Source organism: Ensifer sp. VA4 (assembly GCF_055710065.1).
Window position 1 is genome coordinate 329,696 of sequence record NZ_JBVQPO010000003.1, and the last position, 12,639, is coordinate 342,334.

Consider the following 12,639-nt stretch of genomic DNA (forward strand, 5'->3'; position numbering starts at 1 on the left):
CCTCCCTTAAACCGCGACAGCAATGGTGCGATCGAGGCGGATCTGGCCGCTCGACTGCGTTTCGAGATAGAAGCGGCGAAGCAGGTTCTTCGCCACCAGCTGGCGGTACTCCGCCGAGGCGCGCCAGTCGGTGAGCGGTGTGAAATCCTGGTCAAAGGCAGCAACCGCGCGCTCGATCGTCTCCTCGGTCCACTCCGCCCCCTTGAGGGCAGCCTCGACATTGGAGGCGCGCTTCGGCGTACCGGCCATGCCGCCGAAGGCGATGACCGCGTCAGTCACCCGGCCGGCATCAAAGGCGATACGGAAGGCGCCGCAGACGGCGGTGATGTCCTCGTCCAGGCGCTTCGTCACCTTGTAGACGGCGACACGGGCATTATCCGAGACGAAGGGGATGCGCACGGATTCCACGAACTCGCCGGGCTCACGGTCCTGCTTGCCGTAGGCGATGAAGAAATCCTCGAGCGCGACGGTGCGGCGACGGTCGCCTTTCCGCAGCGTGATCGATGCGCCGAGCGCGATCAGTGCCGGCGGCGTATCGCCGATCGGCGAGCCGTTGGCGATGTTGCCGCCGACGGTGCCCATGTTGCGTACCTGCTGGCCGCCGATGCGATCCCAAAGCTCCGTCAGTTCCGGGAAGTGCTCGACGATGACCGGATAGGCCTCGGCATAGCTGACGCCGGCGCCGAGGGTCACGCCCTCCGCATCGACGCTGATCCGGCGCAGTTCTTCGAGATGGGTCAGGTGGATGACCGGCGAGATGTCGCGCATGAACTTCGTCACCCAGAGACCGACATCGGTCGAACCGGCAACGATCGTCGCCTTCGGGTTGGCTTCGAGAACGGCGGCGAAATCGTCGACCGAGCCCGGAAGAATGAAACGCTCCGTCTCCGAGCCGATTTCCACCCGGCGACCATCCTGCAGCGCAACCAGTTCCCCGGCGATCCGATCACGTTCGACCACCAGCGGATCCTTGCCGACATCGCCGATCGTCGAGATCGCTTCTGCCGCGCGGATGATCGCGGCATAGCCGGTGCAGCGGCAGAGATTGCCCTGCAGCGCCTTTTCAATCTCAGCGATGGACGGCTTGGCGTTTTCCATCCAGAGGCCATAGAGCGACATCACGAAGCCCGGGGTACAGAAACCGCACTGCGAGGCATGGGTGTCGACCATCGCCTGTTGTACCGGATGCAAGGGCCCCGCCGGCTGCGCCAGCGAATCCACCGTCACGATATGACAGCCGTCGAGCGAGCCGACGAAGCGGATGCAGGCGTTGACGGATTCGTATTTGAGCTTGCCGTCGAGCAGTCGGCCGACGAGCACCGTGCAGGCGCCACAGTCGCCTTCGGCGCAGCCTTCCTTGGTGCCCTTGAGATTGCGGTCGATGCGCAGGAAATCAAGAAGGGTCTGTACCGGCGACACGTCGGCAAGTTCGACCAGCCGATGGTTCAGGATGAAGCGGATGGTGTTGCGGATCTGGATGGTCATGCCTCAGCTCCCGCGGTAGGTGGAGTAGCCGTAGGGCGAGAGAAGCAGCGGCACATGGTAGTGCGCGCCCTGGTTCTCGATGCCGAAGCGGATCGGGATCACGTCGAGGAACGGGTTCTCGCCGCGCTGGCTCGCACCGCCGAGATAGTCGCCGGCATGGAAATGCAGCTCGTAGGTGCCCGTCTGCATCCGCTCGCCGCTCAAGAGCGGTTCGTCGCAGCGGCCATCGTCATTGGTCTTGACCGACTTGATGTGCGTCTGGCGCTCGCCATCGACCCGGTAGAGCTCGATGCGCAGCCCCTCGGCCGGCTTGCCGCTTGCCGTATCCAGCACATGCGTCGTCAGGCGACCGGCGTTTCCACCATGAGATTGCATTCTGTTCGCTCCTCCCGAAGTCAGCTTTCCACCTCGCAGTATTCCGGCATTCCGGCCCGGTTGATAGCGAGCGGATCATTCGAGACTTTCAAATTTTTTGGGGGGAATGGGTCAGCGGAAATGCCATTAGAAATCTTGGCGCAGAGACGAAAATGTCTGGAGGAGCTGCTTTGATGAGATACCCCCGCGATCTTCACGGCCACGGCCCGAACTTCAAGATCACATGGCCCGACGGCGCGCGGATCGCCGTGCAATTCGTCATCAACTACGAGGAAGGCGGCGAGAACTGCGTGCTGCATGGCGACGCAGCATCCGAAGCATTCCTGTCGGAAATCGTCGGCGCGCAACCTTGGCAGGGCCAGCGCCACTGGAACATGGAATCGATCTACGAGTATGGCGCCCGCGCCGGCTTCTGGCGGCTGCACCGCATGTTCACGGAGCGTGGCGTGCCGGCAACCGTCTATGGTGTGGCAACCGCGCTGAAGCGTTCGCCGGAACAGGTCGCGGCCATGCAGGATGCCGGCTGGGAAATCGCCTCGCACGGACTCAAGTGGATCGAGCACAAGGACTTTTCAGCCGAGCGCGAGCGCCAGGAGATCGCCGAGGCGATCCGCCTGCACACCATCGTCACCGGAGAGCGCCCGCGCGGCTGGTACACGGGGCGCTGCTCCGACAACACGCTCGACCTCGTCACCCAGGCGGGCGGCTTCGACTACGTTTCCGACGCCTATGCCGACGACCTGCCCTATTGGCATGAACACGCCGGGCGCCATCAGCTCGTCATCCCCTATACGCTCGACAGCAACGACATGCGCTTCGCGACGCCGCAGGGCTTCAACAGCGGCGACCAGTTCTTCAGCTACCTCAAGGACAGCTTCGACGTCCTCTACGCCGAAGGTACCGCCGGCGCGCCAAAGATGCTGAGCATCGGGCTGCACTGCCGCCTCGTCGGCCGGCCCGGCCGCGCGGCAGCCTTGGCCCGCTTCCTCGATTACGTGCAAAGCCATGAAAAGGTCTGGCTCGCAAAGCGCATCGACATCGCCCACTACTGGACCGAGAATTATCCGTACAAGGCCTGGGACGATCGTCCGTCACGACTTGGCGAAGAGGCCTTCGTCGCCAAGTTCGGCGGCGTCTTCGAACATTCGAAGTGGATCGCCAAGCGCGCCTTCCAGGGTGAGCTTTCGCCCGCCAACGACACGGCGATCGGCCTTGCCGCAGTGCTGTCCGCCGTCTTCCGCGAAGCCTCGGTCGAGGAACGGCTTGCCGTTTTGATCGCCCACCCGGATCTCGCCGGCAAGCTGGCGCAGGCGAAACGGCTTACCGAAAGCTCGACCAACGAGCAGGCGTCCGCCGGGCTCGACGCGCTGACCGACGCTGAACGCGAACGCTTCACCACGCTCAACACTGCCTATGTCGAGAAGTTCAAGTTCCCGTTCATCATGGCGGTCAAGGGGCGCACCAAGGGTGAAATCCTTGCGGCCTTCGAGAGCCGGATCAACAACGACCGTGAAACGGAGTTCGAGACCGCGTGCCGGCAGGTGGAACGGATCGCCTATCTGCGCCTCAAGGACATGCTGCCGAGCTGAGGGCCTCGCGATGACGACCGACGGCGTGAGCCCGCCCGAATTCGCGCTGAACGCGATCAACCTCGCCTCCGCCGGTCTCGGCGCAAGGCCGGTCTTCGCGACCGACGAGTTCTTCGCACCGCTCGAGCGTTTGCTCCAGGACGCGCCGCCGGTCTATCATCCCGGTGTCTACGACGAAAACGGCAAGTGGATGGACGGCTGGGAGACGCGGCGACGCCGCGGGCCCGGCAACGATCACGCCATTATCGCGCTGGCCGCGAATGGCCGTATCCAAGGCTTCGAGGTCGATACCGCGCATTTCACCGGCAACTATCCGAGCGCCTGCGCCATCGACGCCTGCCTAGCTCCGGGAGAGCCGAACGAAGAGACTGTCTGGACGGAACTGGTGTGCCCACGGCCGCTCGGCCCGAGCGCGCTGCATCACTTCGAGGCGAAATCGGATGCGGTCTGGAGCCATGTCCGCCTGCGCATCTATCCCGATGGCGGCATTGCCCGCCTCAAAGTTTACGGCACGCCTGCTCTCGATCCGACGGTGATCGGCGACACGGTGGTCGACCTCGCCTCATCGCTGTTCGGCGGGCGCATCATTATCTATTCGAACGGGCACTACGGCCACCAGCGGCTGCTTGCACCCGGCCGCGGCATCAACATGGGCGACGGCTGGGAAACCCGCCGGCGGCGCGAGCCCGGAAACGACTGGATCGTCGTCAAACTTGCCGCACGCGGCGAAGTCGAGCGGATCGTGGTCGACACCGCCCATTTCAAGGGCAATTATCCCGACGCCTGTTCGCTGCAGGCGGCCGACCTCGGAGCCGCCAACTGCGACTTGGCGGCGTCCGTCACGGCATCGTCGATGTTCTGGCGCGAGGTTCTGCCACCGCAGAAGCTTCAGGCCGACAGCATCCATACCTATGAAGCCCACGATCTCGCCGCCGTTGGGCCAGTGACCCATGTGCGTTTCAACATCTTCCCCGACGGCGGCGTCAGCCGGCTGCGTGTCTTCGGGCGTATTGCGAAAGCCGGCACCCCTTAGATCGTCTCGCTGAGGAAACGAAATGATCGGACCTGAAGCGCAGCTCCCAGGAATACCGAACCTGGAATTGCTGCCATCGATCAACATTGGACGGAGGAGCGTCGCATGAAGGAAATCGTCATACAACCACTGACCCGGGAGGCCTTTGCGCCCTTCGGCGACGTGATCGAAACGGAGAATGCCCACAACTTCCCCATCAACGGCGGCAAATGCACCCGCTATCACGACCTCGCCAAGATCGAGACCACGGGCGAGAAGGCCCGGCCGATGATCAGCCTGGTGCGCGGCGAGCCCTATCCGCTGCCACTGAAACTCACCATGGTCGAGCGCCATCCGCTCGGCAGCCAGGCCTTCATCCCCTTGAGCGACAATCCGTTTCTCGTGGTCGTATCCCGGGAAACCGACGAAGGCCCGGGTGAACCGATCGCCTTCAAGACCACGCCGGGCCAGGGCGTCAACATCGCCCGCAATGTCTGGCACGGCATCCTGACGCCGCTTGATGACGTCTCGGATTTCGCAGTGGTCGACCGCGGCGGCGAGGGCGTCAACCTGGAGGAACACTTCTTCAAGGAGCCGTTCCTGATCGTGTGATCGAACGAATGGCCCGGTCGGCCGGCCGGGTCATCGGTGCGCCAGGGCCTCGCTGGCGGCCGAAACTGTGCGAATGATACGATTGCCCCATCAATAACCGCCATCCCGACGAAACTTCGTCGGCGTGTACCCCGTCAATCGCCGGAAATCGCGCGAGAAATGATAGGGATCCGGGTAGCCGCAGACCGCCGCCACCGCCGCGACCTTGGCGTCGGGGCCGACCAGCAGGCGTTTTGCCTGGTTGATGCGCTCGTGGCGCAGCCAATCCATCGGCGTGGTCCCCACCATGTCGCGAAAGCGGCGAAAGAACTGCGACTGGCTGAGTCGCGCTAGGCTCGCGAGATCATCGATCGTCCAGGCGCTGGCGAGATCCTCACGCATCGCTGAAAGAACCGCCTGCAAACGATCCTCGTCCGGAGCATCCTCGCCCGGCTCACGACCGGTCAGACGCGGCCCGATCATGTCCGCAATCAGCCCGGAGATGGCCGCACTCGCCAAGGCATCGGTCGCCGGCGAGCGTTCGGCAAGATATCCGCTCACGGCCTCAAAGGCGGCGCGTGCCGTCTGTGGATCCCTAGGCATGAACAGCGGCGACTGCTGCACGCCGAGGAATTGATAGAGCGCATCAAGCCCGTGTCCCTCGATCCCCATCCAGAGATAGGACCAGTTTTCACTGTCGGGCGCGCAGCTATGCGCATAGGCCTGGGCGGTATCGAGCCAGGCGACACTCCCCGTTTCGGCGAGGAAGCGTTGTCCGCGCACCTCGATCAGCCCGCAGCCACCTGTCGTGTAGACGAAGACATGCTGATGGAACCGCTTGCGGATCGGCGGCTCCTCCCGACGGGCCGTTCGGCTTCCGGCGACCAGCGCCAGATACGGGAACGCATCGGCAAATTTCGCCGGCGTATGGAAGTGGATCTCTTCGTTTTCAGACAGCATCTACGCTTTCTGTCAGCCGATGCGAGTTTTGTCCATCATCTTGCGATGGACCACCATTCCCAGCAAGACGGTGTTGACGCTATCATGCAGCTTTATGCACGGAGTGTTGCCCATGACCGAAGCCGCGTCGACCGGCGAAGCAGCGAGTTTGACCTTCGCGCCGCTGTCCCCGGATTTTGCCCGCGATCCCTATCCGACCTATCGCGCCTTGCGCGAAATGGAGGGACTGCACTACTTCGCGGACTTCGACATTTGGCTGGCGTCGCGCTTCGAGGACGTCTCGGCAATCGTCATGGACAAGCGCATGGTGCGCTCGCTGGAGGACATCGCGACGGCGGAAGAGCTGGCGAAACTGCAACGTGCCGGCAACTGGCATGACATGCCGCACCACGAGCGCTTCGTGCAGTTCAGCCTGCTCGATAGCGACGGCGCGGTGCACGACCGGCTGCGCAAGCAGGTGTTCAAGCTGTTCACGCCGGCCATGATCGCCAAGCTTCGCGACCAGATCCAGGCCTATGTCGACCGCCTAATCGACAGCCTTGCCAATCGCGGCGAGATCGATTTCGTCGAAGACCTCGCCGCCCACGTTCCCGGCCATATCATCGGCCGCCTGCTCGGCGTTCCGGACGAAGACTGTCCCCAGCTTCGCATCTGGTCGGAGAACATCGTGCAATTCTTCGACGTCGACCGCTCCGACGCCCGCAAGAAGATCGCCGAAGACAACACGACCGAATTCTACGAATATCTGACGGCGCTGAAGGCCGAACGCGAGCGGGCGCCGAAGGATGACCTCATCTCGGTGCTGATCGAAGCGGAACGCTCCGGCGCAATGAACTTCGACGAGTTCATCTCGACCTGCATGCTGATCCTGATGGCCGGCCACGGCTCGACGATCGACGTACTCGGCAGCGGCATGCATGCGCTCCTGCGTTTCCCCGAACAGATGGCGCGGCTGCGCAACGAGCCTGGCCTGATCCAGACCGGCGTGCAGGAGATGTTCCGCTACGAGTCGCCGCTTCCATTCTTCCATCGCCATTGCGTCGAGGACGTCGAGATCTGCGGCCGGCGCTTCGAGCGGGGCACCAAGTTCGGCCTGCTCTACGGTGCTGCCAACCGCGATCCGAAGCAGTTCGAGAATGCCGATACCTTCGACATCGGCCGCACGCCCAACCGGCACCTCGCCTTCGGTGGCGGCGTGCATTTCTGCCTCGGCAACCATCTCGCGCGTCTCGACATGGATATCATCTTCAGCACGCTGCTGCGCCGCTTCCCCACCATCGACCTCGTCGACCGGGAACCGGAATACAAGTGCGGGCTCTCGGTCCGCGGCCCCAAGCGGCTGAAGATCGCCATCCGCCCGGCTTAACCCGAACCGACACCAACATTTTCAGAACCGGAGAATATCCATGCCCAAGATCGTCTTCATCGACGCGGACGGCACGACGAAGGAAGTGCAGGCGGAGGTCGGTCAATCGCTGATGTCCGCCGCCGTGCAGAACGGCATCGATGCCATCGCCGCCGAGTGCGGCGGCTCCTGCGCCTGCGGCACCTGTCACTGTTACATCGACGGAGAATGGGCCGAGCGATTGCCGGCGCCCGAATTCCAGGAGCAGGACATGATCGAGTGCGTCGTCAACCCGAACGAGAGAAGCCGCCTGAGCTGTCAGATCACGGTCTCGGCCGAGCTCGATGGCCTGGTGGTGCACCTGCCGGCCGGGCAATACTGAGCAAATCCAGGAAAAGTGTGACGCGTTCATCCGTCCGGATTTGCGTACTTCAAAACCAAGTCGACACAAAAAGGCCGGAGCGACTTTTGTAGCTCCGGCCAGCACTTACGGGGAAGTTCTGATTGGCCGAGGCGGCATGCCTCGGCCAATTTGCGTTATCCTGCAAAGAACGCGAAGCGGACGATGAAGAGTGCCGCAACGATCTGGGTGGCCGGGTGGATGACGCTCCATTTGCCGGTGCAGACCTTGAGCACGACGTAGCTGACGAAACCGAACGCAAGACCATTGGCGATCGAGTAGGTGAAGGGCATGGCGAGCGCGGTGAGCGCAGCCGGTGCCGCTTCCGTCAGGTCGTCCCACTCGACTTCGGTCAGCTCGCGCATCATCAGGCCAGCGACATAGAGCAGAGCCGGAGCCGTCGCATAGGACGGAACGGCGGCTGCCAGCGGCGAGAAGAACAGCGCTGCCAGGAACAGCACGCAGACGGTGAGCGCGGTGAGACCCGTGCGACCGCCGGCCTGAACGCCCGAGGCGCTTTCGACATAGGCAGTGGTGCTGCTGGTACCGATCAGCGAGCCAGCGACGATCGCCGTGCTGTCGGCGAGAAGGGCGCGGCCGAGACGGCTCGGCTTGCCTTCTTCGACCAGCCTGGCGCGCTTGGCGACACCGATCAGCGTGCCGGTGGCGTCGAAGACTTCGACGAGGACGAAGACGAGGATGACGTGCAGCAGGCCGCCATGCAGCGCCCCCATGATATCGAGTTGCAGGAAGGTTGGCGCGATGCTTGGCGGTACCGAGACGACCCCCTTGAACTCACTGACGCCGAGGATCATCGACAGAACCGTGACGACCAGGATGCCGATCAGGATCGAGCCGCGAACCTTCAGCGCGTCGAGCACGGCGATGACGAAGAAGCCGAGGATGGCGAGCATCGGTCCGGTCTGCTTGAGATCGCCGAGGCCGACCAGCGTTGCCGGATTGTCGACGACGATGCCGGCATTCTTCAAGGCGATGATGCCGAGGAAGAGGCCGATACCGGTGGCGATCGCGCTTCTGAGCGAATGCGGGATGCCGGCAATCAGCCAGCTACGCACACCGGTCACGGTGAGAATCAGGAAGATCACGCCCGAGATGAAGACAGCACCGAGCGCCTGTTGCCAGGTGAAGCCGAGGGCGGCAACGACGGTGAAGGCGAAGAAGGCGTTGAGACCCATGCCGGGCGCCATGCCGATCGGCCAGTTGGCGACGAGTGCCATGACGGCGGAACCGAGTGCTGCGGCAATACAGGTCGCAACGAAGACGGCATCCCTATCCATGCCCGTGCTCGACAGAATGTCGGGGTTGACGAAGATGATGTAGGACATCGTCAGGAATGTCGTGATGCCGGCGATCACCTCGGTGCGCGCGGTCGTCTGATGCTCTTTCAGCTTGAATAGTCGTTCAAACATATTTCCTCCCTTGGCGGCGTCACCACGACGCAGCCGAACGACAGAGATCGGGAAACCGTCTCCTCCAGTTCCCGGTCAGTGCATTTCGAAACGCCCGGGGGTTTCCGGGTCGATCGCTTCACGAACCACCTCGCGGTCCGTGCCGGCCGGCGATCGTCCGCCCTCTTTCAGACGACGCGAATGCCTTTTGCACAGCCTTCGGATTGTGCGTGTTCCGGCGCCGGATCGCTAGCCGTCCATTCCCGGGCTCTAAAATGAAAGACTTTCAAATTTTTCGGAGCATTTGTCGCCGTCGAAACGGCGGTTTGCAGCGCCTCGCTACCCCGAGAGGCGATCCCGGATCCCCAGGAAAACAAGTTGAAGAGGCCTATTGACCTTCCAACGGTGGGAAGCGCCAAGTTTCTCTCACAACGAAACAAAGGACAAGCATGCAGACCTATAAGATCGACAACATGACCTGCGGCCACTGCGCCGGCGCCGTCCAGAAGGCGATCCTGAGCGTCGACCCGCAGGCGACGATCAAGGTCGATCTCGGCAACAGGGAGGTCAGCGTCGACACCGCTGCCGGCCCCGATGCAATCGGCGACGCTCTGAAGGCTTCCGGCTACGAGAGCCGCGCGCTCTGAACGATGCTCCGTGCGGATAACTTCCGACCAAACGTCCCGGCCATGTCGGGGCGTTTTTCTTTGGTTCGGTAGCTCGCCAAAAGCGCTTTCCTTCCAGGAGAAGAAATTTAAGGCCCTGCTCTTGACCTTCCAACGGTGGGAACCTCTACCTTCCCGTCATAGGAAGCTTTGAGACCTACCAAACGCACTGAAGTTCATCTCTCATTTCGTCGCACGGAAGTTCGGCGGCACCCTTGACCTTCCCATCGCTGGAAGGCCCAGATTGCGATAAAAGACTGTGAAAGGAGCTCGATCATGGGATCGGTGACCCCCATTAGAAATAACGACGTCGAAGCGATTTCCGCTGCCTTCAGCGCCAGCATTCCTGTCGAGGGCATGACCTGTGCCTCCTGCGTTGCGCGCGTCGAAAAGGCGATTCGCGCCGTCCCGGGTGTGACTGCGGCCTCGGTCAACCTTGCGACCGAACGCGCCGACGTTCGCTTCGATGCCGGCACCAAATCGGCCGATATCGTCAAGGCGATCGAAAATGCCGGCTATGGCGCTGCCGAAGACACGATCGAGTTCACCATCGAAGGCATGACCTGCGCCTCCTGCGTCGCCCGCATCGAAAAGGCATTAAAGACGGTGCCGGGTGTCACTGAAGCCAACGTCAATCTGGCGACCGAGCGCGCTTCGGTCCGCGTGACGACGGGGATCGCAACGGCCGCGGCGCTCGAAGAAGCGGTTCGTGTTGCCGGCTACGCAGCCAAGCGCATCACCGGCGACGAAAGCGTCGATCGCGAAGGCGAAAAGCGCGAACAGGAGACCCGGAAGCTTGCCCGCTTGCTGTTGCTGGCAGGCGCCCTGACACTGCCGATCTTCGTGCTCGAAATGGGCTCGCACTTCGTCCCGGCCGTGCATGATTTCGTCATGACCAATATCGGCATGCAGGAAAGCTGGTACCTGCAGTTCGTGCTGACGACGCTGGTGCTCTTCGGCCCGGGCTTGCGCTTCTATCAGAAGGGTGTGCCTGCCCTCCTCCGCCTGGCTCCGGACATGAACTCGCTGGTCGCGATCGGCACGTCCGCCGCCTGGATCTATTCCGTCGTCGCAACCTTTGCGCCGAACCTCCTGCCTGACGGTACCGCCAACGTCTATTACGAGGCGGCGGCCGTCATCGTCACGCTGATCCTGCTCGGCCGCTTCCTCGAAGCGCGCGCCAAGGGCCGGACCTCCGAGGCGATCAAGCATCTGATGGGCCTGCAGGCCAAGACCGCCCGCATCGTTCGCGACGGCGAGACGATCGAGGTCCCACTCTCCGATGTCCACACCGGCGACACCGTACTCGTGCGCCCCGGCGACCGGGTGCCCGTGGATGGCAGCGTCATCGACGGCAACTCCTATGTCGACGAATCGATGATTACGGGCGAACCGGTTCCGGTCGAAAAGATCGCGGGCAGCGAAGTCGTCGGCGGCACCATCAACAAGACCGGCTCCTTCACCTTCCGTGCGACCAAGGTCGGCGCCGACACGGTGCTGGCGCAGATCATCAAGATGGTCGAGCAGGCCCAGGGCGCCAAGCTGCCGATCCAGTCGCTGGTCGACCGTGTCACCGCCTGGTTCGTGCCCGCGGTCATCGCCGTTGCGCTCGTCACCTTCGGCATCTGGCTGTTCCTCGGCCCCGATCCGGCCCTGACCTTCGCGCTGGTCAACGGCGTTGCGGTGCTGATCATCGCCTGCCCCTGCGCCATGGGCCTTGCCACTCCGACGTCGATCATGGTCGGCACCGGCCGCGCCGCCGAAATGGGCGTTCTCTTCCGCAAGGGCGAGGCGCTGCAGACGCTGCGCAACGCCACGGTCATCGCCGTCGACAAGACCGGCACCTTGACCAAGGGCCGGCCGGAACTCACCGACCTCGAAACTGCCGAGGGCTTTGAACGTGACGCCGTGCTGGCACTGGTCGCCGCCGTCGAGACCCGCTCCGAGCACCCGATTGCCGAGGCAATCGTCGAGGCGGCCAGGGCAAAGGGTCTGGCAATCGCTGAGCCCGCGAGGTTCGAAGCCATTCCCGGCTTCGGCGCCAGCGCCGAGGTGGCAGGCCGCACCATCCATGTCGGCGCAGACCGGCTGATGGCGCGACTGAAGCTCGACGTCTCTGTCTTTGCCGAGCAGGCGGCCCGTCTTGGCTCGGAAGGCAAGAGCCCGCTCTATGCGGCAGTCGACGGCAAATTGGCGGCGATCATCGCCGTTGCCGACCCGATCAAGGAGACCACGCCGCAGGCGATCCGCATGCTGCACGATCTCGGCCTGAAGGTCGCGATGATCACCGGCGACAACCGTCGCACGGCGGAAGCCATCGCCGCCAAGCTCGGCATCGATGAGGTCATCGCGGAAGTCCTGCCGGACGGCAAGGTCGCGGCGCTGAAGACCCTGAAGGCCAGCGGTCGCGCGGTTGCCTTCGTCGGCGACGGCATCAACGATGCACCGGCGCTGGCCGAAGCCGATGTCGGGCTTGCGATCGGCACGGGCACGGATGTCGCCATCGAAAGCGCCGATCTGGTGCTGATGTCCGGCGATCTCCTGGGTGTCCCGAATGCCATCGCACTGTCCAAGGCGACAATCCGCAACATCAAGGAGAACCTCTTCTGGGCCTTCGCCTACAATGCGGTGCTGATCCCGGTTGCCGCCGGGGCGCTCTATCCGGCCTATGAGCTCCTGCTGTCGCCGATCTTCGCAGCCGGCGCCATGGCGCTCTCCAGCGTCTTCGTGCTCGGCAACGCCTTGCGCCTCAGGGCATTTCGCCCGGTGGTCGCAGCACGCGCAGCATAAAAAGACATTCTCCCCGGT

Annotated in this window: 11 protein-coding genes; 7 read left to right on the plus strand and 4 right to left on the minus strand. The window is 63.3% G+C overall.

The genetic code is table 11. The annotated features are described in order from the left end of the window. Positions 1-6 precede the first annotated feature (6 nt). Together xdhA and uraH are read right to left on the minus strand one after the other, a co-directional pair. The gene (xdhA, locus tag AC0C6X_RS06695; protein WP_247959572.1) at positions 7-1,485 is read right to left on the minus strand and encodes a xanthine dehydrogenase small subunit; all 1,479 of its coding nucleotides are present in this window, start codon (positions 1,483-1,485) and stop codon (positions 7-9) included. Between the two features lie 3 nt (positions 1,486-1,488). Continuing rightward, positions 1,489-1,860 carry a hydroxyisourate hydrolase gene (gene uraH, locus AC0C6X_RS06700; RefSeq protein ID WP_173518682.1) on the minus strand — a complete coding sequence of 124 codons (372 nt, stop codon included), beginning with the start codon at positions 1,858-1,860 and terminating at the stop codon, positions 1,489-1,491. Positions 1,861-2,033: 173 nt separating this feature from the next. Between uraH and puuE the strand changes: the two genes are divergently transcribed. From puuE to AC0C6X_RS06715, 3 genes are all read left to right on the plus strand, one after another. Next, positions 2,034-3,449, plus strand: coding sequence for an allantoinase PuuE (puuE, locus tag AC0C6X_RS06705; protein ID WP_247959571.1), 1,416 nt, complete (start codon positions 2,034-2,036; stop codon positions 3,447-3,449). Positions 3,450-3,459: 10 nt separating this feature from the next. Then, entirely contained in the window at positions 3,460-4,482 is a 1,023-nt protein-coding gene (gene alc, locus AC0C6X_RS06710) for an allantoicase (RefSeq protein WP_247959570.1), read from the plus strand. Between the two features lie 105 nt (positions 4,483-4,587). Beyond that, a complete protein-coding gene (locus AC0C6X_RS06715) occupies positions 4,588-5,073 on the plus strand; it encodes an ureidoglycolate lyase (RefSeq protein ID WP_173518684.1) in 486 nt (161 codons plus the stop codon). A gap of 90 nt (positions 5,074-5,163) precedes the next feature. On the opposite strand, the gene AC0C6X_RS06720 is transcribed toward AC0C6X_RS06715, so the two are convergent. Beyond that, on the minus strand, positions 5,164-6,012 hold the full coding sequence (locus tag AC0C6X_RS06720) for a helix-turn-helix transcriptional regulator (RefSeq protein WP_247959569.1): 849 nt from the start codon (positions 6,010-6,012) through the stop codon (positions 5,164-5,166). A gap of 112 nt (positions 6,013-6,124) precedes the next feature. On the opposite strand from AC0C6X_RS06720, the gene AC0C6X_RS06725 reads away from it, so the two are divergent. Next, positions 6,125-7,378: a cytochrome P450 gene (locus AC0C6X_RS06725; protein ID WP_173518686.1), complete on the plus strand. Its 1,254-nt coding sequence runs from the start codon at positions 6,125-6,127 to the stop codon at positions 7,376-7,378. A 40-nt stretch (positions 7,379-7,418) separates the two neighbouring features. Then, positions 7,419-7,739 (plus strand): 2Fe-2S iron-sulfur cluster-binding protein, encoded by a 321-nt coding sequence (locus tag AC0C6X_RS06730; protein ID WP_173518687.1) that lies wholly within the window; start codon positions 7,419-7,421, stop codon positions 7,737-7,739. Positions 7,740-7,894: 155 nt separating this feature from the next. Here AC0C6X_RS06730 and AC0C6X_RS06735 read toward each other — a convergent pair whose 3' ends face one another. Further along, positions 7,895-9,187, minus strand: a complete 1,293-nt coding sequence (locus AC0C6X_RS06735; RefSeq protein WP_247959568.1) for an NCS2 family permease — start codon at positions 9,185-9,187, stop codon at positions 7,895-7,897. Positions 9,188-9,615: 428 nt separating this feature from the next. Between AC0C6X_RS06735 and AC0C6X_RS06740 the strand changes: the two genes are divergently transcribed. Both AC0C6X_RS06740 and AC0C6X_RS06745 read left to right on the plus strand, forming a co-directional pair. Further along, positions 9,616-9,813: a heavy-metal-associated domain-containing protein gene (locus AC0C6X_RS06740; protein WP_173518689.1), complete on the plus strand. Its 198-nt coding sequence runs from the start codon at positions 9,616-9,618 to the stop codon at positions 9,811-9,813. A 375-nt stretch (positions 9,814-10,188) separates the two neighbouring features. Further along, complete coding sequence (locus AC0C6X_RS06745; RefSeq protein WP_247959728.1) at positions 10,189-12,621, plus strand: heavy metal translocating P-type ATPase; 2,433 nt, start codon at positions 10,189-10,191, stop codon at positions 12,619-12,621. The last annotated feature ends 18 nt before the right edge of the window (positions 12,622-12,639 follow it).

Coding starts and splice junctions, on each gene's coding strand:
- AC0C6X_RS06730 (WP_173518687.1), top strand. CDS start 7,419: ATGCCCAAGATCGTCTTCATCGACGCGGACGGCACGACGAAGGAAGTG.
- uraH (WP_173518682.1), bottom strand. CDS start 1,860: ATGCAATCTCATGGTGGAAACGCCGGTCGCCTGACGACGCATGTGCTG.
- AC0C6X_RS06745 (WP_247959728.1), top strand. CDS start 10,189: ATGACCTGTGCCTCCTGCGTTGCGCGCGTCGAAAAGGCGATTCGCGCC.
- AC0C6X_RS06720 (WP_247959569.1), bottom strand. CDS start 6,012: ATGCTGTCTGAAAACGAAGAGATCCACTTCCATACGCCGGCGAAATTT.
- puuE (WP_247959571.1), top strand. CDS start 2,034: ATGAGATACCCCCGCGATCTTCACGGCCACGGCCCGAACTTCAAGATC.
- AC0C6X_RS06725 (WP_173518686.1), top strand. CDS start 6,125: ATGACCGAAGCCGCGTCGACCGGCGAAGCAGCGAGTTTGACCTTCGCG.
- xdhA (WP_247959572.1), bottom strand. CDS start 1,485: ATGACCATCCAGATCCGCAACACCATCCGCTTCATCCTGAACCATCGG.
- AC0C6X_RS06715 (WP_173518684.1), top strand. CDS start 4,588: ATGAAGGAAATCGTCATACAACCACTGACCCGGGAGGCCTTTGCGCCC.
- alc (WP_247959570.1), top strand. CDS start 3,460: ATGACGACCGACGGCGTGAGCCCGCCCGAATTCGCGCTGAACGCGATC.
- AC0C6X_RS06740 (WP_173518689.1), top strand. CDS start 9,616: ATGCAGACCTATAAGATCGACAACATGACCTGCGGCCACTGCGCCGGC.
- AC0C6X_RS06735 (WP_247959568.1), bottom strand. CDS start 9,187: ATGTTTGAACGACTATTCAAGCTGAAAGAGCATCAGACGACCGCGCGC.